Source organism: Pandoraea nosoerga (assembly GCF_902459585.1).
GTDB classification, from domain to species: domain Bacteria; phylum Pseudomonadota; class Gammaproteobacteria; order Burkholderiales; family Burkholderiaceae; genus Pandoraea; species Pandoraea nosoerga.
The window spans coordinates 218,165-241,139 of sequence record NZ_CABPSC010000004.1 but is presented as its reverse complement, the minus strand read 5'-3'; the positions used below and the strand labels follow the sequence as shown (position 1 = coordinate 241,139).

General features: G+C 65.6%; 22 protein-coding genes and 1 tRNA gene. 4 read left to right on the top strand and 19 right to left on the bottom strand.

The features are described 5' to 3' along the window. Positions 1-50: 50 nt before the first annotated feature. The 10 genes from PNO31109_RS07900 to PNO31109_RS07855 form a co-directional block, all read right to left on the bottom strand. Positions 51-1,304: an NADH-quinone oxidoreductase subunit D gene (locus PNO31109_RS07900; RefSeq protein WP_150555049.1), complete on the bottom strand. Its 1,254-nt coding sequence runs from the start codon at positions 1,302-1,304 to the stop codon at positions 51-53. Between the two features lie 9 nt (positions 1,305-1,313). Then, positions 1,314-1,913, bottom strand: a complete 600-nt coding sequence (locus PNO31109_RS07895) for an NADH-quinone oxidoreductase subunit C (protein WP_150555048.1) — start codon at positions 1,911-1,913, stop codon at positions 1,314-1,316. A 12-nt stretch (positions 1,914-1,925) separates the two neighbouring features. Then, complete coding sequence (locus PNO31109_RS07890; RefSeq protein ID WP_010807413.1) at positions 1,926-2,405, bottom strand: NuoB/complex I 20 kDa subunit family protein; 480 nt, start codon at positions 2,403-2,405, stop codon at positions 1,926-1,928. Between the two features lie 48 nt (positions 2,406-2,453). Beyond that, the gene (locus PNO31109_RS07885) at positions 2,454-2,813 is read right to left on the bottom strand and encodes an NADH-quinone oxidoreductase subunit A (protein WP_010807414.1); all 360 of its coding nucleotides are present in this window, start codon (positions 2,811-2,813) and stop codon (positions 2,454-2,456) included. A gap of 129 nt (positions 2,814-2,942) precedes the next feature. Beyond that, positions 2,943-3,027, bottom strand: a tRNA-Leu gene (locus PNO31109_RS07880). A 164-nt stretch (positions 3,028-3,191) separates the two neighbouring features. Then, complete coding sequence (gene secG, locus PNO31109_RS07875) at positions 3,192-3,560, bottom strand: preprotein translocase subunit SecG (protein ID WP_150555047.1); 369 nt, start codon at positions 3,558-3,560, stop codon at positions 3,192-3,194. 96 nt (positions 3,561-3,656) lie between these two features. Beyond that, positions 3,657-4,457: a triose-phosphate isomerase gene (gene tpiA, locus PNO31109_RS07870; RefSeq protein ID WP_150555046.1), complete on the bottom strand. Its 801-nt coding sequence runs from the start codon at positions 4,455-4,457 to the stop codon at positions 3,657-3,659. A 148-nt stretch (positions 4,458-4,605) separates the two neighbouring features. Next, complete coding sequence (locus PNO31109_RS07865) at positions 4,606-5,610, bottom strand: NAD(P)H-quinone oxidoreductase (RefSeq protein ID WP_150555045.1); 1,005 nt, start codon at positions 5,608-5,610, stop codon at positions 4,606-4,608. Between the two features lie 485 nt (positions 5,611-6,095). Beyond that, a complete protein-coding gene (locus PNO31109_RS07860) occupies positions 6,096-6,467 on the bottom strand; it encodes a response regulator transcription factor (RefSeq protein WP_174966326.1) in 372 nt (123 codons plus the stop codon). Positions 6,468-6,690: 223 nt separating this feature from the next. Then, entirely contained in the window at positions 6,691-8,664 is a 1,974-nt protein-coding gene (locus tag PNO31109_RS07855) for a diguanylate cyclase domain-containing protein (protein WP_174966325.1), read from the bottom strand. Between the two features lie 348 nt (positions 8,665-9,012). Between PNO31109_RS07855 and mutS the strand changes: the two genes are divergently transcribed. Both mutS and PNO31109_RS07845 read left to right on the top strand, forming a co-directional pair. Then, positions 9,013-11,715, top strand: a complete 2,703-nt coding sequence (gene mutS, locus PNO31109_RS07850; protein ID WP_150555151.1) for a DNA mismatch repair protein MutS — start codon at positions 9,013-9,015, stop codon at positions 11,713-11,715. A 9-nt stretch (positions 11,716-11,724) separates the two neighbouring features. After that, the gene (locus PNO31109_RS07845) at positions 11,725-13,290 is read left to right on the top strand and encodes a hypothetical protein (RefSeq protein WP_150555042.1); all 1,566 of its coding nucleotides are present in this window, start codon (positions 11,725-11,727) and stop codon (positions 13,288-13,290) included. 228 nt (positions 13,291-13,518) lie between these two features. Here PNO31109_RS07845 and PNO31109_RS07840 read toward each other — a convergent pair whose 3' ends face one another. Further along, entirely contained in the window at positions 13,519-14,046 is a 528-nt protein-coding gene (locus PNO31109_RS07840) for an FKBP-type peptidyl-prolyl cis-trans isomerase (RefSeq protein WP_150555041.1), read from the bottom strand. 169 nt (positions 14,047-14,215) lie between these two features. Here PNO31109_RS07840 and PNO31109_RS07835 point away from each other — a divergent pair, with 169 nt between their 5' ends. Next, positions 14,216-15,436 carry a cupin domain-containing protein gene (locus PNO31109_RS07835; RefSeq protein ID WP_150555040.1) on the top strand — a complete coding sequence of 407 codons (1,221 nt, stop codon included), beginning with the start codon at positions 14,216-14,218 and terminating at the stop codon, positions 15,434-15,436. Between the two features lie 178 nt (positions 15,437-15,614). Further along, on the top strand, positions 15,615-15,872 hold the full coding sequence (locus PNO31109_RS07830) for a hypothetical protein (protein WP_174966324.1): 258 nt from the start codon (positions 15,615-15,617) through the stop codon (positions 15,870-15,872). 87 nt (positions 15,873-15,959) lie between these two features. On the opposite strand, the gene PNO31109_RS07825 is transcribed toward PNO31109_RS07830, so the two are convergent. From PNO31109_RS07825 to PNO31109_RS07790, 8 genes are all read right to left on the bottom strand, one after another. Then, positions 15,960-16,751: an MBL fold metallo-hydrolase gene (locus tag PNO31109_RS07825; RefSeq protein ID WP_150555039.1), complete on the bottom strand. Its 792-nt coding sequence runs from the start codon at positions 16,749-16,751 to the stop codon at positions 15,960-15,962. 8 nt (positions 16,752-16,759) lie between these two features. Then, entirely contained in the window at positions 16,760-17,902 is a 1,143-nt protein-coding gene (bamC, locus tag PNO31109_RS07820) for an NlpB/DapX family lipoprotein (protein ID WP_150555038.1), read from the bottom strand. A gap of 47 nt (positions 17,903-17,949) precedes the next feature. Further along, positions 17,950-18,867: a 4-hydroxy-tetrahydrodipicolinate synthase gene (dapA, locus tag PNO31109_RS07815; protein ID WP_150555037.1), complete on the bottom strand. Its 918-nt coding sequence runs from the start codon at positions 18,865-18,867 to the stop codon at positions 17,950-17,952. A gap of 42 nt (positions 18,868-18,909) precedes the next feature. After that, positions 18,910-19,512, bottom strand: a complete 603-nt coding sequence (locus PNO31109_RS07810) for a class I SAM-dependent methyltransferase (RefSeq protein WP_174966323.1) — start codon at positions 19,510-19,512, stop codon at positions 18,910-18,912. Beyond that, entirely contained in the window at positions 19,509-20,711 is a 1,203-nt protein-coding gene (locus PNO31109_RS07805) for a tryptophan--tRNA ligase (protein WP_150555036.1), read from the bottom strand. The genes PNO31109_RS07810 and PNO31109_RS07805 overlap by 4 nt, the downstream gene beginning before the upstream one ends. 25 nt (positions 20,712-20,736) lie before the next feature. Next, complete coding sequence (locus tag PNO31109_RS07800; RefSeq protein ID WP_150555035.1) at positions 20,737-21,402, bottom strand: site-2 protease family protein; 666 nt, start codon at positions 21,400-21,402, stop codon at positions 20,737-20,739. A 71-nt stretch (positions 21,403-21,473) separates the two neighbouring features. After that, positions 21,474-22,100: an L-threonylcarbamoyladenylate synthase gene (locus PNO31109_RS07795; protein ID WP_150555034.1), complete on the bottom strand. Its 627-nt coding sequence runs from the start codon at positions 22,098-22,100 to the stop codon at positions 21,474-21,476. A 12-nt stretch (positions 22,101-22,112) separates the two neighbouring features. After that, positions 22,113-22,946, bottom strand: a complete 834-nt coding sequence (locus PNO31109_RS07790; protein ID WP_150555033.1) for a 3',5'-nucleoside bisphosphate phosphatase — start codon at positions 22,944-22,946, stop codon at positions 22,113-22,115. Positions 22,947-22,975: the final 29 nt, after the last annotated feature.

The window sequence follows — 22,975 nt, the reverse complement described above, 5'->3', positions numbered from 1 at the left end:
AAACCCTGCCGAATTAAAACCTGCGGGCGCCCGAGGCGCCCGCTGCGCGTTTAGCGATCGATTTCGCCGAACACGATGTCCTGGGTACCGATGATCGCCACAGCATCTGCGATCATGTGACCCTTGGCCATCTCATCGAGCGCCGCCAGGTGGGCAAAGCCCGGCGCACGAATCTTCAGGCGGTACGGCTTGTTCGCGCCGTCCGACACCAGGTAGATGCCGAACTCGCCCTTCGGATGCTCGACGGCGGCATACGTCTCGCCGGCGGGCACGTGGAAGCCTTCGGTGAAGAGCTTGAAGTGGTGAATCAGCTCTTCCATGTTCGACTTCATTTCGACGCGCGACGGCGGGGCCACCTTGTGGTTGTCGGTGATCACCGGACCCGGATTGGCGCGCAGCCACTTCACGCACTGGCGGATCAGGCTGGCCGACTGGCGCATTTCTTCCACGCGCACCAGATAGCGGTCATAGCAGTCGCCTTCCTTGCCCACCGGAATCTCGAACTCGAGGCGGTCGTACACTTCGTAAGGCTGCTTCTTGCGCAGATCCCACGGAATGCCCGAACCCCGCAGCATGGCGCCGGAGAAGCCGAGCTGCATCGCACGCTCGGGCGACACCACGCCGATGCCCACCAGGCGCTGCTTCCAGATGCGGTTGTCGGTGAGCAGCGTTTCGTACTCGTCGACGCACTTCGGGAAGCGGTTGGCGAAATCCTCGATGAAGTCGAGCAGCGAGCCTTCGCGTGCTTCGTTCATCTTCTTGATGGCGCGCTCGTTGTGGAACTTCGATGCACGATATTTCGGCATCGAGTCCGGCAGATCGCGATACACGCCGCCCGGACGGTAGTACGCCGCATGCATGCGCGCCCCCGACACGGCTTCGTACACGTCGAAGAGGTCTTCACGCTCACGGAAGGCGTACAGGAACACGGCCATCGCGCCCACGTCCAGTGCGTGCGAACCGATCCACATCAAGTGGTTGAGCACACGCGTGATTTCGTCGAACATCACACGGATGTATTGTGCGCGAATTGGCACCTCGACGCCGAGCAGCTTCTCGATCGCCATGACGTAAGCGTGCTCGTTGCACATCATCGACACATAATCGAGACGATCCATGTACGGCACGGACTGCAGGTACGTCTTCGATTCGGCGAGTTTCTCGGTCGCACGGTGCAACAGACCGATGTGCGGATCGGCACGCTGGATCACTTCGCCGTCCAGCTCGAGCACCAGGCGCAGCACGCCGTGCGCTGCCGGGTGCTGCGGACCGAAGTTCAGGGTGTAGTTCTTGATGTCTGCCACAAGGCCACCTTAATGTTTCAGACCGGCGTAATGTTCTTCGCGAATGACGCGCGGCGTGATTTCGCGCGGCTCGATCGTCACCGGCTGATAGATCACCCGCTTTTGCTCCGGGTCGTAACGCATCTCGACATAACCCGAAGTCGGGAAGTCCTTGCGGAACGGGTGACCGATGAAACCGTAGTCCGTCAGAATGCGGCGTAGATCCGGGTGACCTTCGAACACGATGCCGACGAGGTCGAACGCTTCGCGCTCGAACCAGTTGGCCGAGTTCCACACGTCGATCAGCGACGCCACGACCGGCAGATCGTCATTCGGTGCGAACACGCGCACGCGCAGACGCCAGTTGTGGGAGAGCGAGAGCAGATGCGAGACGGCGGCATAACGCGGACCGTCGTAGGCGCCGTCGCCATAGGTCGAGTAATCGAGGCCGGCGAGGTCCATCAGCTGTTCGAACTTCAGCTCGGGATGGTCGCGCAGCGTGCGCGCCACTTCGAGATAGTCGCTTGCCTTGACCGTGAGCGTAAGCTCGCCAAGGGCTTCCACCAACTGCCCGGCGCGGGCGCCGAGTACGTTTTGCAGGGTGGTCTTGAGTTGTTCTAGTTTCGACATGGGCGGTAGCGGTTATTTACGCGCGATCGTCGCAGTCCGCTTGATCTTCGACTGCAACTGGATGATGCCGTAGACGAGCGCCTCGGCCGTCGGCGGACAGCCCGGCACGTAGACGTCGACCGGCACGATGCGATCGCAACCGCGCACCACCGAGTAGGAGTAGTGATAGTAGCCGCCGCCGTTCGCGCACGACCCCATCGAGATCACCCAGCGCGGCTCGGCCATCTGGTCGTAGACCTTGCGCAGCGCGGGCGCCATCTTGTTGCACAGCGTGCCGGCCACGATCATCACGTCCGACTGACGCGGGCTCGGGCGAAACACCACGCCGAACCGATCCAGATCGTAACGCGCCGCGCCTGCGTGCATCATTTCAACGGCACAGCAGGCCAGACCGAACGTCATCGGCCAAAGCGACCCCGTGCGCGTCCAGTTGATGAGTTTGTCAGCCGTGGTGGTGACGAACCCTTCGCGCAAAACCCCTTCGATGCTCATATGCTTACCCTGAATCCTTCTGCAATGCTGCCGAATACGTTGCCGGCCTTATTCCCAGTCGAGCGCACCGCGCTTCCACAGGAACACGAAACCGACCAGCAGCTCAAGCAGGAAACCCATCATGGAGATAAAGCCCACCCAGCCGATGTCGCGCAGGGCGACGCCCCACGGAAACAGGAATGCCGTCTCGAGATCGAACAGGATGAAAAGGATGGCGACGAGATAGTAGCGCACATCGAACTTCATGCGCGCGTCTTCGAATGCCTCGAAGCCGCACTCGTACGGAGAGAGTTTTTCGCTGTCGGGTTTGTTGGGGCCGAGGAACTTGCCGACCCCAATCAGTACCGCCCCAAGACCGCCACCTACCAGAAGAAACAGCAGGACGGGATAATAGGTTCCGAGGTTCAACTCTACCCTCTTTCGGTTAGTTCAAGAACCGCTCTCGTCGATGGTGTGGGGACCGGAAAGCGGATGAACGGTGAGCACAAAATAAAATGCCAGCCAAAGCATAAACGCAAGGCTGGCATCGGAGAACTGTGGTGCCGACGGCGAGACTCGAACTCGCACAGCTTTCGCCACTACCCCCTCAAGATAGCGTGTCTACCAATTTCACCACGTCGGCATTCATATTCTGCAATCCGCTGTCACTTACGAATCGCTTCAAGACCGCTATATTAGCGCTCTTCGGCATTTTGTTCAACGCACAAATCGATTTTTTTTCGATTTTATTTACAGCTTATTACTTGCCACGACAACGTTGGCGCAACGCTCTCGCGAGACTGCCGATTACTTCGGCACGTCCTGCGGATTTGCCGCCGAAGCCGGCGCCGGCACACTCGACGCCCCTGCGGCCGAAGCCGTCGCCGGGGCCGTGGCGGCGGGCAAATTACCAAGGACACCGATGTTTGCCTTCGGCTTGTACGAACCGAGGTACGTCAGGCCCAGCGTGGTGACGAAGAACACGGCAGCCAACACCGCCGTGGTGCGCGAAAGGAAGTTGGCCGAGCCCGACGCTCCGAAGAGACTGCCCGACGAACCGCTGCCGAACGCGGCTCCCATGTCGGCACCCTTGCCATGCTGCAGCAACACCAGACCGATGATGCCCAGCGCGGAAAGCACCTGCACCACGATCAACAACGTTTTCAACAACCCCATCTCATCACCCGTATAGAAGAACCCGATTCGCAGCGCATTTTTGTGCGCTGCGCCATGACTGTTTCGCACGGCCGCCGCGGCGGCCCGGCATCGGCGTCAGCGCGGCAGACCCGCTTCGCAAATCGCCAGAAAATCGACTGCCTTCAACGCCGCGCCGCCGATCAGGCCGCCATCGACGTCGGGCATCGAGAACAATTCGGCAGCGTTGTCCGGCTTCACGCTGCCGCCGTACAGCACCGCCACGTCCGCAACCGCTTCGCCCTTCGCGCGCAATAGCGAACGCAGGTGCGCATGCACTTCCTGCGCTTGGGCCGACGTCGCCGTCTTGCCCGTGCCGATCGCCCAGACCGGCTCGTAGGCCACCACGATCTGCGCGGCCTGCGCGTCGCTCAGCGCAGCGAGCACCGCCTCGAGCTGACGCGAAACCACCGCCGCCGTGCGGCCCGCCTCGCGCTCGGCGAGCGTCTCGCCCACACAGACGATCGGCGTCATGCCGGCATCGAGCACGCGCACCGTCTTGGCGGCCACGCCCGCGTCCGTCTCGCCGTGATAGGTACGGCGCTCCGAATGGCCCACGATCACGAACCGCGCGCCGAACTCGGCGATCATCGGCGCCGCGACTTCCCCCGTGAACGCGCCACTCACTTGCGCCGAGACATCCTGCGCGCCATAACCGAGCGCCTGCCCCGAGAGGCGCGCCTGGCATTGCGCAAGATAGGGGAACGGCACGCACACTGCTGCCGTGACGCCCGGCGCGCTCAGCACCGGCGAGGCCAGCAGATCGCCCAGCAACGCTTCGTTGCCGGCCAGACTGCCATGCAGTTTCCAATTGCCCACGACGAGCTTGCCAGCCTTGCGGCTGAGGGTGCGAGCCGAAGCTGCGGTACCGGTTGTCACGCCTTATCCCCCAATGCGTATGGACGAAAAACCTCTCATTCTAGTGCGTCCTGGGCGTGGGGGTCAATTTCGCCGGCCGCGGCGCGTGAAAGTCCGCGCGAAAACCCGGTTTCGCGCGGATTGTCGTCACGAACTGAGGAGTACGTGCTTACCAGGTCAGCACGATCTTGCCCACATGCGTGCTCGTTTCCATGAGCGCGTGGGCCTTGTCCGCCTGCTCGGCCGGGAACGTCCGATAAACGACGGGGCGGATCTTGCCTGCGGCGAACAGCGGCCAGACCTTCTCCACGAGCTGACGGGCAATTGCCGCCTTGAAGGCGACCGAGCGCGGGCGCAGCGTCGAGCCCGTGACGGTGAGCCGGCGGCGCAGCAGCGCGCCCATGTCGAGCGTGGCCTTGCTGCCGCCGAGCAGCGCGATGATGGCAATGCGGCCGTCGAACGCGAGCGCCTGCACTTCGCGCGGCAGATAGTCGCCTCCGACCATGTCGAGCACCACGTCCACGCCGCGATCGTTGGTGAGCGCCTTCGTCACGGCAACGAAGTCCTCGGTCTTGTAGTTGATGCCGCGCTCGGCCCCCAGCGCCTCGCACGCGCGCGCCTTCTCGTCGGAGCCCGCGGTCGCGAACACGCGGTGGCCGAGGGCCGCGCCGAGCTGGATCGCGCTCACGCCAATGCCGCTCGTGCCGCCCTGCACCAGCAGCGTCTCTTTCTCGCCGGTCTCCGTTAGCCCGAGGCGAGCGCGATCGAACACATTGCTCCAGACGGTGAAGAACGTCTCGGGCAACGAAGCGGCCTCCACGTCCGACAGCCCTTGCGGCACGGGCAGACATTGCGCGAGCGGCGCGGCACAGTACTCGGCGTAGCCGCCGCCCTGCACGAGCGCGCACACGCGCGAGCCGATCTTCAGCCCCCAGGGATTGTCGGCGCCGTCGAGCGCCCCTTCCACGATCTCGCCCGCCACTTCGAGGCCCGGCAGGTCCGAAGCGCCCGGCGGCACGGGGTACTGGCCGATGCGCTGGAGCACATCGGGCCGGTTCACGCCGGCCGCGGTGACCTTGATGAGCACTTCGCCCGGCTTGAGCTCGGGGCGCGGGCGTTCGGTGAGCTTGAGCACTTCCGGTGCGCCGTACTGGGTGATCTCGATGGCCTTCATCGTGTCTGTCCTCGTGTGCTGTCGAGCAGCGCCGGCGTGGCCGGCCGCCCGTGATGTCGTGTCGGAGGGCAAGCCTCGGCGGCGCACGGGTGAAACCGCACGCACCGCGCCATTCTCTCCATGAAAATGATGTCGAGCCGGTACGTTATCACCGATGGCGCAATCGCGTCGGAGATCGCGCCGGAATCGACGCACGCCGCGCGCGCAATGCCGTTTATTCGAGACGTTCGACGCCGGCCAGGACTGCCCCCGCTTCGCCGGGCGTGCGCCCACGGCGACGGCGACGCAAAGCGAAAGGCCGGGAGGCTCGGCGGGCGGATCTGCCGCCGGATGGGACAGGCGCGCCGGATAGGTCGGACCGGCCGCGTGGGACAGGCGCGTCGCGTGGGACACTCGGATCTCACGCGACGCGCCAGGTTGGCCCCGACTGGCGCGGGCCGCATCGTGTGGGCCTGCGCCGCAGTGCGCTCGGGCGGGCGCGTCGCTCAGGCGACGCCTTCCGCCCCTTCGTCGACCAGCCCGTGCCGCACGGCGTAGCCGATGAGTTCTGCACTATCGCCGAGCGCGAGCTTGTGCAGGATGCTTGCAACGTGTGATGCAATCGTGCGTTCGCTCAGATGCAGCGCGTGAGCGACTTCATTGACGGCCAGGCCGTCGACCAGCATGTGAAACACTTCGTTCTCGCGAACCGAGAGCGTGTGATGCCTCGGCTCGTCCTCACGTGCCTCGGTCTCCCGCGCCTTGCGCGGCGCCCGATGCGATGCCCGCGGCGGCTCACGGCGCGTACCTGCCTCGCGCCACCCTGCGTCGGAAGCCGCCCGCGATACTGCCCGGCTTCGTCCGCCTTCGAGTTTCATGCCCACCTCCTTTGAGAAGACCTTCCCGCGCCCTTCCCGCGCGCGACGCTCGATCGCGAACGGGCGGCGTCGCCCATTGTGCGACAGACAACGTGCGTTCGTAACTATCGTGAAGCTGATCGCAACGCGCCCTTCGATTGGTTGCATCTAACGCGCAGACGTCCCCGCATCGCGCACGACGGCCGACGCACGGCGCCATCGCAGCCGCCCGGTGAGCACCCGCTTACAGCGCGCGCTCCGGTGCGCCGTCGCTCACCACGAAAAGTCCGCGGCCGCCGTGCTTGGCATCGTAGAGGGCCCGGTCGGCCGCGTCGAACACGCTGTCGGGCGACTTGTCTTCCCCGCACGCCACGATCGCCACGCCGACACAGGCGCCGACCGAGACCTCGCCGACGGAAAGCGCCATCGGACGCGACGCCGCGTCGAGAATCGCCATCGCCGTGCGCTCGGCGTCGTGCGCCCCGCCGATGTCGCGCATGACCACGGCGAACTCGTCGCCGCCAAAGCGCGCGATCGCGCACCCTTGCGGCACGCTCGTCACCAGCCGCTTGGCCAGCCGCCGCAGTAGTTCGTCGCCCACCGCATGGCCCCATGTATCGTTGACGGCCTTGAAGCGGTCGAGATCGACGAAGAGCAGCGCCTGGGCGCCGGCCCCTTCGCGCGCGCGGCGCACCGCCCCGGCCAGCGCCTGATCGAAACCCTTGCGATTGAGCAGTCCGGTCAGGTGGTCGGTATGCGACTCGCGCCGCCAGCGCCGTTCGTTCGAGCGCTCCACGGTCATGTCGCGCACGAACACGTGCACGCCCGCGAGCACGTTGTGCGCCGCCCACTCCGGCTGGTAACTCACTTCGAAGCATCGATAGGCGGCGTCCTCGCCGAAGTCCCAGACGAACGTGGCGGCCTCGCCCGCCAGTGCGCGCGCCAGATGCGGTGCGAACTCGCGATAGAGCGACGGGCCGAGCAGCTCGCGCACGGTGGCGCCAATGATGCGGTCCCTGGGACGCCGGAACCGCACTTCGCACGCCCGGTTCACGAAGGCAAAGCGCTCGTCGCCATCGAGAAACGCCACGAGGTACGGCACACGGTCCGCGATCTCCTGCATGCGGCGCACATTGGCGCGGGCCGCCTCGCGCGACATCTCGAGCGCTTCGGTGCGATCGCCCAGTTGCTCCATCATCGTGCGAAACGCATTGGCCAGCGCGCCGATCTCGTCGGCTCGCTGCACCGGCAGCGACTGCACCGCGCGCAAGTCGCCGGCACTGCGCTCGACGAGATGACGCAGTGCGTCGAGCGGGCGCAGCATGAAGCGCGCCACCCACCACATGACGAACGCCGCGACACCGATGGCGACGATCGCGAGGCCCACCACGCGCCGCCGCACGCGCGCGAGCGGGTCGAACGCTTCCGCGCCCGGCAGCACGGCCACCACCGACCAGCCCGTCGTCGACATCGTGGCGCGCGCGACGAGCGGATGCATGTGCACGAGGTCGTTCGAGCCGCTATCGCGCACGCCGCATAGCGTGTGCTCGCTATCCACGGGCGTCAGGATCCTGGAGACGTCGGCCTGGATGACGTAACGCGGGGGCTTCTCGTTGGTGATCAGGCAGTAGCGGCCAGTCTCGCCCACGGCGTTGCTCGCGAGATCGACGATGAAGTTCTGGCGCAGCAGATTGATCGCGCCGCCGATCACGGCGATCACGCGCCCGCTCGCGTCGGTGACGGGCACCGCGAGGATCACGCCCGGCGATCGCGTGATCTTGCCCGCGATCAGGCCGGACGCCGCCTGTGGCGCGCCGGAGAGCAACTGGCGAAAATAATCGCGATCGGCGACGTTGAGCGGCGTCGTCGGAAACGTCGAGTCGTAGAGCACGCGTCCGTCGGGCGCAGCCACGAAGAGCGTGTTGAAGGTCTCGGGCATCGACACCGAGGCGTTGGCGAACGCGTCGAACTGTGCGGTCGTGAGGGTGTCGGGCTTGCCGATATGGCGCGCCATGCGATGCAACGCGACAAACTTCGCGCGCAGCTTGTCGTCGAGCTGCTCGGCCACCAGCTTGACCTGATTGTCGAGCTGGGCCTGCATCGAATTGCGCAGCTCCCCGTAGACGAAAAACTCGATGCCCACGGCCACACCGACGATCAATATCATCGAGACGAGCGCCGTGGTGGCCGCGACCCGTCCCTTCAACGACTTCACCATACCGACCCGTGCGAGAGGAGCTTGTGATGCTTTTTGGTTATTTTTGCGAGAGCTTAACACCCGAAACGGCACATTTGCGCGAAACTTGAGGAGAATTCGCCGCCTTCGCGTCACACGTTCGCGCCCCGCCCCGATGACGAGGCAGTACGCCGAATCACGGCGCGCGTCGAACCCGTCGTAAAATTGCCCATCCAACGCGCCACAGGCGCTCCGGGGCACTCGAACGCACCTGAACGCGCCCAACGCACTGCAACGCATCACAACGCGCCCGACCCGATTCCTTTCATGACGAGCACACCAGTCCAAGCTTCTCCTCCGGCTGCGACCACGCCGCCGCCCACGCCGCCGATGACACCGATGATGCAGCAGTACACGCGCATCAAGGCCGAGCACCCGAACATGCTCGTGTTCTATCGCATGGGAGACTTCTACGAGCTGTTCCACGACGACGCGGTCAAGGCCGCCCGTCTGCTCGACCTCACCCTCACCGCGCGCGGCCAGTCCGGCGGCCAGCCGATCCGCATGGCCGGTGTGCCGCACCATGCCGTCGAGCAGTATCTCGGCAAGCTCGTCAAGCTCGGCGAGTCGGTGGCCATCTGCGAGCAGATCGGCGACCCCGCCACCGCCAAGGGCCCGGTCGAGCGCAAGGTCGTGCGTATCGTCACGCCCGGCACGCTCACCGACGCCGCCCTGCTCAGCGACAAGCTCGACCAATACCTGCTGGCCGTGCAGATTCACCCGGCGCGCCGCGCCAGCGAACGACTCGCCGGCCTCGCGTGGCTCTCGCTCGCCAGCGGCGAGCTGCGCCTCATGGAGGTGCCCGCCGAGAAGCTCTCGCGCGAACTGGAGCGCATCCGCCCGGCCGAGACGCTCCTTCCCGACAGCGCCGCCGAGGCGTTCGCGGGCCTCCCGCTAGGCACCGCGACACGCGTGCCCGACTGGCATTTCGACACCACCGCGGGCACGCAGCGCCTGCGCGATCAGCTCGGCGTGGCGAGTCTCACGGCATTCGGCTGTGACGGCCTGAACCCCGCGCTCGGTGCGGCCGGCGCGCTGCTGCAATACGCAGCGGCAACGCAGGGTCAGTCGCTGCGCCATGTGCAAAGTCTGAACGTGGAGCGAGAAGCGGCCTATATCGGCCTTGACGCCGCCACACGTCGCAATCTCGAGCTGACCGAGACGCTGCGCGGCACCGATTCGCCGACCCTGCTCTCGCTGCTCGACACCTGCGGCACCACGATGGGCAGCCGTCTGCTGCGGCACTGGCTGCATCATCCCATGCGCGATCAGCAGGTGCCGCAATCGCGCCAGCTCGCGATCGCCACGCTGCTCGAGGGCGCCGGCACCTGGCGTGCGCTCAACAGCGAGCTGCGTCATGTGGCCGACGTCGAGCGCATTACGGCGCGCCTGGCGCTGCTCACGGCGCGCCCGCGCGACCTGTCGAGCCTGCGCGACGCACTGCGCCGGCTGCCCGAGCTGCATGCGACCTTGCGCGCCGTGGAAGCGCGCTCGCCGCTGCTCGCCATGCTGCACGAGGATCTCGCGATACCGGAACAGGCGCTTGCGCTGCTGAGCAGCGCCATCGCCGAGGAGCCGGCGGCCATGCTGCGCGACGGCGGCGTCATCGCGCGCGGCCATGATGCCGAGCTCGACGAGTTGCGCGACATTTCGGAGAACTGCGGCCAATTCCTCGTCGATCTCGAGACGCGCGAGCGCGAACGCACCGGCATCAACAATCTGCGCGTGGAGTTCAACAAGGTTCATGGCTTCTACATCGAAGTCACGCGCGGCCAGACCGACAAGGTGCCCGACGACTATCGCCGCCGCCAGACCCTCAAGAACGCCGAGCGATACATTACGCCGGAGCTAAAGACGTTCGAGGACAAGGCGCTCTCCGCGCAGGAGCGCTCGCTCGCGCGCGAGAAGATGCTCTACGATGCGCTGCTGCAAGCCCTGCTGCCGCACATCGGCGAATTCAAGCGCATCGCGCAGGCGCTGGCACAGCTCGACGTGCTTGCCGCCCTCGCCGAGCGCGCGCAGACGCTGGGCTGGGTCAAGCCCGAGCTGGTGAGCGAGCGCGTGGTGGACATTCGCCAGGGCCGCCATCCGGTCGTCGAGCAGCAGGTGGAGCGCTTCATCGCCAACGATTGCTCGCTCGGCGACGCGCGCCGCCTGCTGCTCATCACTGGCCCGAACATGGGGGGTAAATCGACGTTCATGCGTCAGACCGCGCTCATTGCGCTGCTCGCCTATGTGGGCTGCTACGTACCGGCCGAGTCTGTGCGGCTCGGGCCGCTCGACGCGATCTTCACGCGCATCGGCGCCTCGGACGACCTGGCCGGCGGACGTTCGACGTTCATGGTCGAGATGACCGAGTCCGCCGCGATTCTGCACACGGCCACCGACCAAAGCCTCGTGCTGATGGACGAGATCGGACGCGGCACGTCGACCTTCGACGGGCTCGCGCTCGCCTGGGCCATTGCGCGCCACCTGCTCGGCCACAATCGCTGCTACACGCTGTTCGCCACGCACTATTTCGAACTGACGCAACTGCCCGACGAATTCCCGCAGTGCGCGAACGTCCACCTCTCGGCGGTCGAGCACGGCGAGGGCATCGTTTTCCTGCACGCCGTTCAGGACGGCCCGGCCAGCCAGAGTTACGGGTTGCAGGTCGCGCAGTTGGCCGGCGTGCCGATGCCGGTCATTCGCGCCGCGCGCAAGCATCTCGCCTTGCTCGAACAGCAAGCGCTCGACCCGGCCGCGCCGCAGCTCGATCTGTTCGCACCGCGGGCGCCGGTGGCGCTCGATGATCTGGAGGGTCCGGAGGGTCCGGATGATGCGGACAGCCCCGAGGGAACCGATGGAATCGACGGATACGGCGGTGCGTCCGGCGGTGCGGCGAATCCGCGCTCCGCGTCCGCCATCGATCCGGCGGCGCAGGCGGCATTGGCGCGTCTCGCACAGGTCGACCCCGACGATCTTCGCCCGCGCGAAGCGCTCGATCTGCTGTACGAGTTGCGCGGCCTGATCGACGGCCGGACCGCCAACTGACGCGGCGCCATGGCGAGCCTGCGCCGCGCACACGCCCTCACGCTTGCGCGCGCATGCTCGCGCCGGACGGGACGCGGGATACGCCGCGTCGGGCTCGCCGATGCGCCGGCCCTGCTTCCGGCCCTGGTTCCGGCCCTGCTTCCGGCCCTGGCGCTTACCATCGCGCTCTCGCTCGGTTCCGCGTCCGCGCTGGGCGCGACGCAAGGCGGCGCGCAAGGTGCGTCGCAATATGCGTCAGCCAAGGGGCCGTCGAAGACGCTGACGCGAGTGTCGGCGACGGTGTCCGCGAACATGCCCTCGAGAGTGCCGGCAAGAGTGCCATCGGAAGCGCCATCCAAAGTGCTATCGAAGGCGTCCGCCAGATCGGCCGGCGGCGCGACCGCCAAGCTGCCGCCGTTCGAATTCGCGGTGCTCGGCGACGCGCCGTTCAGCAATACCGAAGTGCCGGTCCTGCGCAGTGTGCTCGCGACCATTGGCGACAGTGCCGCGGCGTTCGTCGTGCATGCCGGCAACCTCAAGAGTGCGACCGAATCGTGCCGTGACGAAGTGATCACGCAGCGGCTCGGCCTGCTGGCCAGTTCACCCAAGCCGCTCATCTACGTGCCCGGCGCGAACGACTGGGCCAACTGCCAACGCGCCACCGACGGCAGCTTCAACCCCGTGGAGCGCCTCGACTTCCTGCGCGATCACGCATTCGACGACGACGCGCTGCTCGGCCCCGGCCCGGTCGGCTACGCGCAGTTCGATCTCACGCGCCAGAGCGACATGGCGCGCTTTCGGCAGTACCACGAGAACGTGCGGTGGTTCTATCGCGGGGTGGTTTTCGTCGGCGTGAACCTGCCCGGCAACAACAACAATTACCGCTCCGCAGGCGGGCGCAACGGGGAATACGAGGATCGGATCATCGCAACGCGCGTGTGGCTGCAACACGCGCTCGTCTACGCGCAGCAGAAGGACGCGATCGGCATGGTCATCGTCGCGCAGGCCGATCCCGAGTTCGAACCGGCGCGCGGCGGCGGCCTCGGCAGCCTCTTCTCCGATCGGGGCGGGCGGCGCGGCGTGGACGGCTACAAGGATTTCCGGGCGCAATTGCAGCGGCTCGCGAGCCGCTTCAAAGGTCAGATCCTGCTCATCGACAGCGGCAAGTCGATGCGACACGCGCAGCCGCTGCGCGATGCCCATGGCACGAACGTGAAGTCGTTCACGCAGTTGAGCACGTTCGGCTCACCGAACGTCAGTCGATGGGTGCGCGTGCGCGTCGACCCGCGCACCTCGCAACTGTTTCACTTCGAAGCGGTGACGCTGCCGGCGAATGGCGCCGCAGCGCCGGTGAGCCAGCGCAGCCCGGCGCCGGCCGGCGGCGTCGGCGCCAATCCGGAGTCTGCGCGCGGCGCGAGCGGACCGACGATGTCGGCGCCCGGCGGCACTCCCTACGCCGCGCTCTACCCGTCGTCCGCGCCCGCAGTCGGCACAATGAGCGCTGACCCGAATCAGGGGGTGGCGCCCATCGGTCCGTCCCTGATGGCGACGCCCACGCCGACCGTCGGGGCCAAACGTCACGCACACGGCGACTGAGCGCCGTCGCCGCTGGCGAATGACGCATCGCGCCGGCGCACGGGCTAACGGCGTGCGTACATCCGCGCAGAAAAAGAAGCCACGGAAGAAGCCACAAAACGCAAACGCCGGGCCGGACGCATCGCGATTACGCAATGCGCCGACCCGGCGTCTGTCCTGAGCCGCTTCGCGCGGCGAGCGTCAAACCATCGTCATTGCCACGCAAGACGATAGCGAGATGCTGTCGCGTCAGTGCAGCGTGGGGGCGTCGTCTTCGTCTTCGTCGACGATCTCGAGACCCGAGGCGCCATGCGCGTGCTGGTGCTCGATCTCCTCTTCCGTCGCCGGACGGACGTCGGCCACCTTCAGCTCGAAGCGCAGCGCCATGCCCGCGAGCGGGTGGTTGCCGTCGAGCACGACCTTGTCTTCGGCAACGTCCGTCACCGTGTAGATCAGCGTATCGGACTCTTCGTCACCGTCTTCGGGCGTGCCCTCGAACTGCATGCCGACTTCGAGCGGGTCCGGGAAACGGCTGCGCTCTTCCATCTTCACCAGTTCGGGGTCGTAGTCGCCGAAGGCGTCCGACGGTTCCAACTGCAGGTGCGTCTCAAAGCCCACGTCCTGGCCATCGAGCGCTTCCTCGATCTTGGGGAACGTGCCATCATAGCCGCCGTGCAGATAAACCATCGGCTCGGCGCCGCTTTCCTCGATCAGGTTGCCCTGAGCGTCCGACAACTTGTAAGTCACCGAGACGACGGTATTCTTTTCGATCTTCATCAAACTCTCCGAAAAACAGCCCGCATTATACGCGTAGCCGTATGACAGCGATCCGGTCGCGGCGTTACACGCGATCGGCCGGCTACGGCCAGAGGTTGTCCTTGGACGGCGCATTGCACGGCCATCGCCCCCTTTCAATCCATTGGAACGCTTCGCGCAGCGATTTAGCATGACGACATCCCGCTCCCTTTCGACCCTGCTCGGCGGCCTCGCACCCGAGGCCTTCATGAAGCGTTATTGGCACAAGCGTCCGCTGCTGATCCGACAAGCGCTTCCCGGCTTCACCGCCCCGCTCTCGCGCGAGGCGCTGTTCGCGCTCGCCGCGCAGGACGATGTCGAGTCGCGCCTCATCAGCCGCACCCGCAAGCGCTGGCAACTCGAGCACGGCCCGTTCGATGCCGAAGACCTGCCGCCGACAAGCCGCAAGCAATGGACGCTGCTCGTGCAGGGCGTGAATCTCCATGCGCCCGCGGTCGATGCCCTCATGCAACAGTTTCGCTTCATTCCCGACGCCCGTCTCGATGACGTGATGATCAGCTACGCCACCGACGGCGGCGGCGTGGGACCGCATCTCGACTCCTACGACGTGTTTCTGCTTCAGGCTCACGGCAAGCGGCGCTGGCGGATCGGGCCGCAGCGCGACACGACCTGGCTCGAGGGTGTGCCGCTGCGCATTCTCAAGCACTTCGAAGCCGAGCAGGAATGGGTGCTGGAGCCCGGCGACATGTTGTACCTGCCGCCGGGCTATGCGCACGACGGCGTGGCCGAAGGCGAGTGCATGACCTATTCGATCGGCTTTCGCGCGCCGCTCGAACAGGAAATGCTGCAGAACTTCCTGTACTACCTCGCGGAAAACGCTGCCGAACTGCCGTTCGCGCGCCATTTCGCTGGCCGATACGCGGATCCGGGACAAACGGCGGTCAAACACCCGGCGTTGCTGCCCGACGCGATGGTCGACACGCTCGTCTCGCAGTTGGCAAAGGTGCGCTGGGGCCAAAAGGAAGTGGAAGATTTTCTGGGCCGCTGGCTGAGCGAGCCGAAGTCGCACGTCTTTTTCGATGCGCCGGACCGGCCCGTCAGCCCCTCGCAATTCGTGCACCTGGCAATGCGCAACGGTCTCGCACTATCGCCGAAGACCCAGTTGTTGTATCGGCGCAACCGGTACTACATCAACGGCGAGCCGCTCGAAGTCCCCGTCAATGCGCGCTCGACGATGCGCGGCCTCGCGGACCAACGTCGGCTAAAGGGCTCGGAATGTGCGAATTTCGAGCAAAAAGGCCAAGAAATCGTTGAAATTCTGTACGATTGGTATGCTTCGGGATGGCTGCTGTTCGGGCCCGACCCGGCGCCGGTGCGAAAGTTGCGCACCGTAAGGAAAAAAGCGGGGTAATTGCGCGAGTTTGACGTGACGCGTTGGGGAAAACCCAATATAATTTCTCGCCAAGCAGCTTGCATGACCAAGGGTAATCCTTAATTGCCAATGTCTCGCAATCGGCTTTGCGCTGGCAAGAGCGTATTACCGTAACTAATATTCATTCGCTTGTCTTCTACCATAAAAGGACGTGATCATGAAGAAGTCTCTCCTCGTCGCTTCGTTGTTGGCTATCGCCCTGACCGCCTGCGGCAAGAAGGAAGAAGCCGCCGCTCCGGCTGCTGACGCTGCCGCTTCGGCTGCTACGGCTGCTTCGGACGCCGCTTCGGCTGCTGGCGCTGCTGCTGACTCGGCTGCTTCGGCTGCCAGCGCTGCTGCTGACACGGCCGCTTCGGCCGCTGGTGCTGCTGCCGACGCAGTTGCTTCGGCCGCTGACGCTGCTGCCAGCAAGTAAGCTCTCGCTGCCGCAAGGCAGTTGAGCAAAAAAAAGCCGGTCTCTCGACCGGCTTTTTTGTTGTCCGCACGTCTGCGCCCACGCTCATCAGCACGTCAGCCAGTCGAATCCCCCGGCCTGCGTCGCCACGAGAATCTCCGTCGCCTCCGAGCCGATCACGGCGGCCATCGCGGCCATCGCCAGTTCGGGCGTATTGTTCTGCTCGCTGAGGTGCGCGCAGATCACTCGCTGGAGTTTTGCACGGTCAATCGCACCGAGAATTTCCGCCGCAGCATCGTTGGCCAGATGTCCATAGGTGCCGCCGATACGTGCCTTGAGCGACGGCGGATACTTGCTGTTGGCTAGCATCTCGCGATCGTGATTGCATTCGAGCACCAGCGCATCGCAGCCGCCGAGCGTTGCAATCAGGTGCGCGGTCGGGCACCCGGCGTCCGTGAGCACGCCGAGACGGCGCGCGCCGTCGGAGAACACGAATTGCAGGGGCTCGCGCGCGTCGTGCGGCACGGTGTAGGGATGAAGCTCGATATCGCCCACGGCAAGCGGCTCGTCGGAGCGGCACCAGCGCACCAGCGCGACATCGTCATCGCCCTTGAGCGCGGCATGGACCTTTACGGCCTGCCCCGTCCCCCAGCTCATGATGAGCGGAATCCGATACTTGCGAGTGAGGGAGAGTGCACTGCCGATGTGGTCGGCGTGCTCGTGCGTAATGACGAGGGCATCAAGCGAGGCCACGTCGATCGAGCGCGCCGCGAGACGCCGCTCGATCTCCCGCATCGAGAAGCCGCAATCGAGGAGAATGCGCGTCGTGGAGACGCCTTCCGACGCCTCCACCAGCAGGGCATTGCCTTCGCTGCCGCTGCCCAGACTTGCGAACCTCACGCTCCGCCTTAACGGAGCTGGTTGCTGATCACGCTGATGATGGTCTGCGCGATCTGCGAGTTGTCGACGTTGCCCTTGTCGTCGAGCACCTGCACGCGGGTCTGGCTCTCGCCGCGGCCCTGCACGTTCACGCTGTACTTCTTCGCCTTCTTGCTGTCCTGCACTTCCTTCGCATGGAACAGGCTGTAGAAAAAGCCGTTGTCCTTCGCGAGCGACGACGGGTCGACATAGCTCACGAAATACAGGCCCTTCGCGCGGTCCCGATCGTCCACGGTGAAGTTGCCGCGATCGAGCGCCACCCCGACTCGGCGCCACGCCCGGTCGAACGGCTCGTTGATGTCCAGGTAGGCGGCGTCTGCCGTCTTGACCACCTGCGCGGTCGGGCCGCCGGACTTGGCGTTCTCGACCTGCGCCTTGGCCTGTTCGGCCTGAGCACCGAAGCGCTGCATCAGCTTCGTGAGCATGATCGCTTCGAGACCGGGGTCGTTCGGCGCCGGCTCCCACTTGGTCGTGTCCTTCTGCGAGTTCGTGAACACTTCGACCATGCGGCGGTGCGTGATGTAGATGTCCGTGCCGCCGTTCGGGTCGCGCTCCACGCGCGTGCGGAAGCGGTCGCGCTCGCCCGTGGAGTATAGGCCGTCGAGCACCTTGCCCAGCAGATCGCGGATGATGTCCTGGTTGAGCTTGGCGCGGTTTTCGGCCCAGTCGGTTTCCATCACGCCCGTGTCGGCCGAATCGATCGTCAGCACGAAGCCGTTTTCCTGCCAGAATTCACGCAGCGTCGGCCACAGATCGCCCGGCGCCTTCTGAATCACCAGCCAGCGCTCGTTGCCGTCGCGCACGACCTTCATCCCCGGCACGGACGGCAGCACATTGTCCGTCGGATTGGCAGCCACGACCTTCTGCTGGTTCTCGTAGGTCGACAGCGTCGCGGTGCCGCCCGGCGTCACGTACTTGCGGTCGGCGGCCTGAACGTTCGTCAGATCCGGCGGAACGTCGAGCGAAGGGCCGGACTTCGCGCTCTTGTAGTCGACCTTGTCCGACGACAAGGCGCTCGAGAGCGAACTGCATCCGGCAACGAGGGCCAACGAGGCAATAGCGGCCCATGCCAGCACGGGACGAGCTACGGAATTACTGACGATTCGTTTCATGAGTCGCAAAAAAAGGGTGGGTCGATCCCGGGTGCCTGAACGACGGCTTAGACGACGGCGATGTTCGCCGACTTGAGCGCTGCCAGCACCGTTTCCTGATAGGGCTGTGCCAGCGGCGTGAGCGGCAGGCGAATGCCCGACGCGATCATGCCCATCTTGTACAGCGCCCATTTGACAGGAATCGGATTGGCTTCGACGAACATGGCACGGTGCAATTCGAACAACTGGAACTGCAGCTCGCGCGCCCGGGTCACGTTGCCGGCCAGGGCAGCGGCGCACAGTTCGTGCATGGCGCGCGGCGCCACGTTGGCGGTGACCGAGATATTACCCTGACCGCCCATGAGCATGAGCGCAACGGCCGTCAGGTCGTCGCCGCTGTACACGGCGAAGCTCTTCGGGGCACGACGGATCAGGTCGATGCCGCGATCCAGATTGCCCGTGGCGTCCTTCACGCCGACGATGCCGGGCACCTGGGCCAGACGCAGCAGCGTGTCGTTGCTCGCGTCGGCCACGGTACGGCCGGGCACATTATAGAGGATGACCGGAAGCTCGACGGCCTCGGCGATGGCACGGAAGTGCTGGTACTGACCTTCCTGCGTGGGCTTGTTGTAGTACGGCACGACCTGCAGCGACGCATCGGCGCCGACCTTCTTGGCGTGCTTCGTGAGTTCGATGGCCTCGGCCGTCGAGTTGCCGCCCGTGCCGGCAATCACGGGCACCTTGCGGCCGCGCGACTTGCCGGCTTCCGCGGCCTGCTGCACGGCGATCTCGATGAGTTCGCAATGCTCTTCGACGTTGACCGTCGGCGATTCGCCCGACGTGCCGACGATCACGATACCGTCCGTGCCTTCGTCGACATGCCAGTTGATCAGATTTCGCAGGGCTTCGCGGTCAAGGCTGCCGTCCTCTGCCATCGGCGTGACAATCGCGACGATACTGCCTTGAATCGGGGTTTGGGTAGTCATGGTTGATCGAACAATTCAGCGATAAGGGTGGATTGTAGCGGATTACGCCGTCGGCTCGTACAGCGCGGCGGTGCCGGGGTTTTCCCCGGGAACCGCGCGTGTCGCGCATAAACGCTGCACGCAGGCCGCGCGCGGCGTATGCAGCGTGACGTCCTCGTAACCCGCGACGCGCAGCCCGGCGCCGCGGGCCACGTCGAGCAGTTCACCCGGCGCCAGCAAGAACTGCGGATTGGACGGTTTTCCGTACCTTTCGTTTCCCTGGGCAAACGTTTCATAGATCAGCACGCCGCCGGGCGCCACGCTCGCGGCAATGCGCGCGAGCAGCGGGCGGTGCAGATAGTTCGTGACGACGACCGCATCGAACGCCGCGTCCTCGGCAAGCGGCCATGGCGCGCCTTCCAGGTCGGCAACGACCGGCGCGACGCCTTCCAGCGTTGACATCGTGGCAAGCGCCGCGGCATCGCGGTCGATCGCCGTGACGTGGGCGCCGCGCGCGGCGAGCCATCGCGCATGACGGCCCTGCCCGCACGCGAGATCGAGCACGTGAGCGCCGGGCGGGATCAGATGCGCCCAGCGCAGTAGCCACGGCGACGGCGCGCCCCCACCGTGCGCCTGCATGCTCGCGCCCGACACGGTGGTCGTCATGAATACTGCAGCCCCATGGCTTCGCGCACGTCGCGCATGATCTCCTGCGCGGACTTGCGCGCCTTCTCGCAGCCGTCGGCCACGATGGCGCGCAGCAGCGACGGGTCGTCCATGTATTTCTGCGCGCGTTCGAGCATCGGCTGCTGCTCGCGAAGAATGCCCTCGATGACAGGCTGCTTGCATTCGATGCAACCGATGCCCGCGCTGCGGCATCCCTTCTGCACCCACTCGCGCGTGTCATCGTCGCTGTAGACCTGGTGCAGTTGCCACACCGGGCACTTGTCCGGATCGCCCGGGTCCGTGCGTCGCACGCGCGCCGGATCCGTCGGCATCGTGCGCACTTTCTTGGTAATCGATTCCGCGTCTTCGCGCAGCCCGATGGTGTTGTTGTAAGACTTGGACATCTTCTGACCGTCGAGCCCCGGCATGCGCGAGGCCGGCGTGAGCAGTGCCTGGGGCTCGACCAGGATCAGCTTGCGCGAGCCTTCGAGATAGCCGAACAGACGCTCGCGATCGCCCATCGACAGCGACTGCGACTCGGAGAGCATGGCGCGCGCCTGCTCCAGCGCTTCGTCGTCGCCCTGCTCCTGATACGCCGTGCGCAACTCCAGATAGCGCTTCGCGCGCTTGCCGCCGAGCTTGCGCGCCGCGGCGAGCGCCTTCTCCTCGAAGCCCGCTTCGCGGCCGTACAGATAGTTGAAGCGGCGCGCGATCTCCCGCGTCATTTCGACGTGCGGCACCTGGTCCTCGCCGACCGGCACGTGCAGCGCGCGGTACAGCAGGATGTCCGCCGCCATGAGTACCGGGTAGCCAAGGAAGCCATACGTCGACAGGTCCTTCTCCTTGAGCTTCTCGATCTGCTCCTTGTACGTCGGCACGCGCTCGAGCCAGCCGAGCGGCGTACTCATGCCGATGAGCAACGCCAGTTCCGCATGCTCGGGCACCTTGCTCTGAATGAACAGCGTGGCCTGATTCGGATCGATCCCTGCGGCCAGCCAGTCGATCAGCACATCCCATACGTTCTGCTCGATGACGTCCGGCGTTTCGTAGTGCGTGGTGAGCGCGTGCCAGTCGACCACGCAGAAGTAGCACGGGTACTCGGACTGGAGCTGAATCCAGTTCTTGAGCACACCGTGATAGTGGCCGAGGTGCAGGCGGCCGGTCGGTCGCATGCCGGAGAAAACGCGTTCGGGGTACATGGTCTCGTTATCGTGTGCAAAAACTTCAGGAAATCAGCGACAGCAGCGGTGTGAGCATCCAGAGGATGACGTCGCGCCCCCACTGGATGAGCGGCCAGAGCCACAGGCGGCCCAGCACGCCGCTCACCACCAGGGCCATCACGATGAAAAAACCATACGGCTCCAGGCGCGAGAGTGTGTAGGCCGCACGCGCGGGCAACAGCGACACGAGCACGCGGCCGCCATCGAGCGGCGGGACGGGAAACAGGTTGAACATGCACATCACGAGGTTCACCACGAGTCCGGCCTGCGCCATCATCATGAAGAACGGCTCGTGCACCCCGGCAAACTGCAGCCCGATCGCGAGCACCGCCCAAAGGACGGCCTGCACGAAATTGCACAGCGGCCCGGCCAGTGCCACCCAGATCGTATCGACGCGCGGATTGCGCAAGCTGCCGAACGCCACCGGCACCGGCTTGGCGTATCCGAACAGGAACGCCCCGCTCGTCATGAAGTAGAGCGCAAGCGGCACCAGAATCGTGCCGATCGGATCGATGTGCTTGAGCGGATTGAGTGTCACGCGCCCCATGAGGAACGCCGTGGGATCGCCGAAATGTTTGGCGACGTAACCGTGCGCCGCCTCGTGCAGCGTAATCGCAAAGAGGACGGGAAGCGCGTAGACCGCGATGGTCTGGATGAGGTCTGCATTCATAGCCGGCTATTGTAACAAGCCGACCCGCGCGCCAGTATTACGGCGCATTGCCAAGCGGCCGGCACGCCGCGTCAGGTCAAGCCGAACGGCGCCAGCGAGCCGCGCCCCCGACGCAGCACCTCCGGCGGCGTGACCGTCAGGTCCACCACCGTGGATGGCTCCTTGGGACAGGCCCCGCCGTCGACGACGAGATCCAGTTGCTTCTCGAGCCGCGCGCGGATCTCCTCCGGGTCATTCAGCGGCTCGGTCTCGCCGGGCAGGATCAGCGTCGTGGCCAGCAGCGGCTGACCGAGTTCCTCGAGCAACGCCAGCGTGATCGCGTGCTGAGGCACGCGCAGCCCGATCGTTTTTCGCGACGGGTGCGAGAGCCGGCGCGGCACCTCCTTCGTCGCCTCGAGAATGAACACGTAGGGGCCCGGCGTGGTCGTCTTGATCAGCCGGTACTGCCGGTTGTCGACGATGGCGAATTCGGCCAGTTCCGACAGGTCGCGCACGAGCAGCGACAGCAACTGCTTCTCGTCGAGGCCGCGGATCCGGCGCAGACGGTCGACGGCGCCCTTGTCGTCGATGTGGCACGCGATCGCGTAACTCGAGTCGGTCGGCAACGCCACGATGCCGCCCCGATCGATGATCTGGGCGGCCTGCTTGATCAGGCGGGGCTGAGGGTTTTCCGGATGAATCTGGAAGAATTGCGACATAGCGTCGGAAGGTTACTGCCAGCGGCTCCAGACCGGGGTGAGATCGTCGGGCAGCGGCGGCAGTTTGCCGAGCAGCGCGCGGCTCTCGGTCGGTCCATGGAAATCCGAGCCGCGCGAGGCCAGAAAGCCGTACTGGCGCGCCACGTCGGCGTACTCGCGATACTGCTCGGGCGTATGGCTGCCGGTGATCACTTCGATGGCTTCGCCGCCCAGTTCCCGGAACCGGTCGAACAGGGCGCCGAACTCGACCGGCGAAAACTTGTACCGGCCCGGGTGCGCCACGACGGCGATACCGCCCGCGCCGCGGATCCACCCGACCGACTCCTCGAGCGTGGCCCACCGGTGCGGCACGTAGCCCGGGCGCCCCTCGGAGAGGTATTTCGCGAACACGTCGGAGACCGACGCGCATTTGCCGATCTCCACGAGATACCGGGCGAAGTGCGTGCGCGAGATCAGATCGGGATTGCCGACAAAGCGCAACGCGCCTTCGTAGGCGCCCGGAATGCCGGCAGCGGCCAGTTGCTCGCTCATCTGCATGGCGCGTGCCGCCCGGCCGCCGCGCGTCGCGCTCAGTCCTTCGACGAGCGTGCGGTTCTCGGCGTCGATATTCAGGCCGACGATGTGCACCGTGCGGTTCGCCCAGGTGATCGAAATTTCGACGCCGCTCACGTAACGCATGCCCAGCGCCTCGGCCGCCGCACGGGCTTCGCGTTGTCCACCCACTTCGTCGTGGTCGGTAAGCGCCCACAGGTCGACACCGGCCTCGAACGCGACCTGCGCCACTTCGGAGGGCGTGAGCGTGCCGTCCGACACCTTGGAATGACAGTGAAGATCCGCGTTGAGCATGATGGGCCGCCGGGCAACGCCGCGTCGCG

Excerpts from the sequence above, each read along its gene's own strand:
- PNO31109_RS07800 (WP_150555035.1), bottom strand. The coding sequence starts at position 21,402 with ATGAATGCAGACCTCATCCAGACCATCGCGGTCTACGCGCTTCCCGTC.
- PNO31109_RS07805 (WP_150555036.1), bottom strand. The coding sequence starts at position 20,711 with ATGTACCCCGAACGCGTTTTCTCCGGCATGCGACCGACCGGCCGCCTG.
- secG (WP_150555047.1), bottom strand. The coding sequence starts at position 3,560 with ATGGGGTTGTTGAAAACGTTGTTGATCGTGGTGCAGGTGCTTTCCGCG.
- PNO31109_RS07895 (WP_150555048.1), bottom strand. The coding sequence starts at position 1,913 with ATGTCGAAACTAGAACAACTCAAGACCACCCTGCAAAACGTACTCGGC.
- PNO31109_RS07860 (WP_174966326.1), bottom strand. The coding sequence starts at position 6,467 with ATGAAACTCGAAGGCGGACGAAGCCGGGCAGTATCGCGGGCGGCTTCC.
- PNO31109_RS07835 (WP_150555040.1), top strand. The coding sequence starts at position 14,216 with ATGACGACATCCCGCTCCCTTTCGACCCTGCTCGGCGGCCTCGCACCC.
- PNO31109_RS07865 (WP_150555045.1), bottom strand. The coding sequence starts at position 5,610 with ATGAAGGCCATCGAGATCACCCAGTACGGCGCACCGGAAGTGCTCAAG.
- PNO31109_RS07830 (WP_174966324.1), top strand. The coding sequence starts at position 15,615 with ATGAAGAAGTCTCTCCTCGTCGCTTCGTTGTTGGCTATCGCCCTGACC.
- PNO31109_RS07855 (WP_174966325.1), bottom strand. The coding sequence starts at position 8,664 with ATGGTGAAGTCGTTGAAGGGACGGGTCGCGGCCACCACGGCGCTCGTC.
- PNO31109_RS07795 (WP_150555034.1), bottom strand. The coding sequence starts at position 22,100 with ATGTCGCAATTCTTCCAGATTCATCCGGAAAACCCTCAGCCCCGCCTG.
- PNO31109_RS07840 (WP_150555041.1), bottom strand. The coding sequence starts at position 14,046 with ATGAAGATCGAAAAGAATACCGTCGTCTCGGTGACTTACAAGTTGTCG.
- PNO31109_RS07810 (WP_174966323.1), bottom strand. The coding sequence starts at position 19,512 with ATGACGACCACCGTGTCGGGCGCGAGCATGCAGGCGCACGGTGGGGGC.
- PNO31109_RS07845 (WP_150555042.1), top strand. The coding sequence starts at position 11,725 with ATGGCGAGCCTGCGCCGCGCACACGCCCTCACGCTTGCGCGCGCATGC.
- dapA (WP_150555037.1), bottom strand. The coding sequence starts at position 18,867 with ATGACTACCCAAACCCCGATTCAAGGCAGTATCGTCGCGATTGTCACG.
- mutS (WP_150555151.1), top strand. The coding sequence starts at position 9,013 with ATGACACCGATGATGCAGCAGTACACGCGCATCAAGGCCGAGCACCCG.
- bamC (WP_150555038.1), bottom strand. The coding sequence starts at position 17,902 with ATGAAACGAATCGTCAGTAATTCCGTAGCTCGTCCCGTGCTGGCATGG.
- PNO31109_RS07790 (WP_150555033.1), bottom strand. The coding sequence starts at position 22,946 with ATGCTCAACGCGGATCTTCACTGTCATTCCAAGGTGTCGGACGGCACG.
- PNO31109_RS07890 (WP_010807413.1), bottom strand. The coding sequence starts at position 2,405 with ATGAGCATCGAAGGGGTTTTGCGCGAAGGGTTCGTCACCACCACGGCT.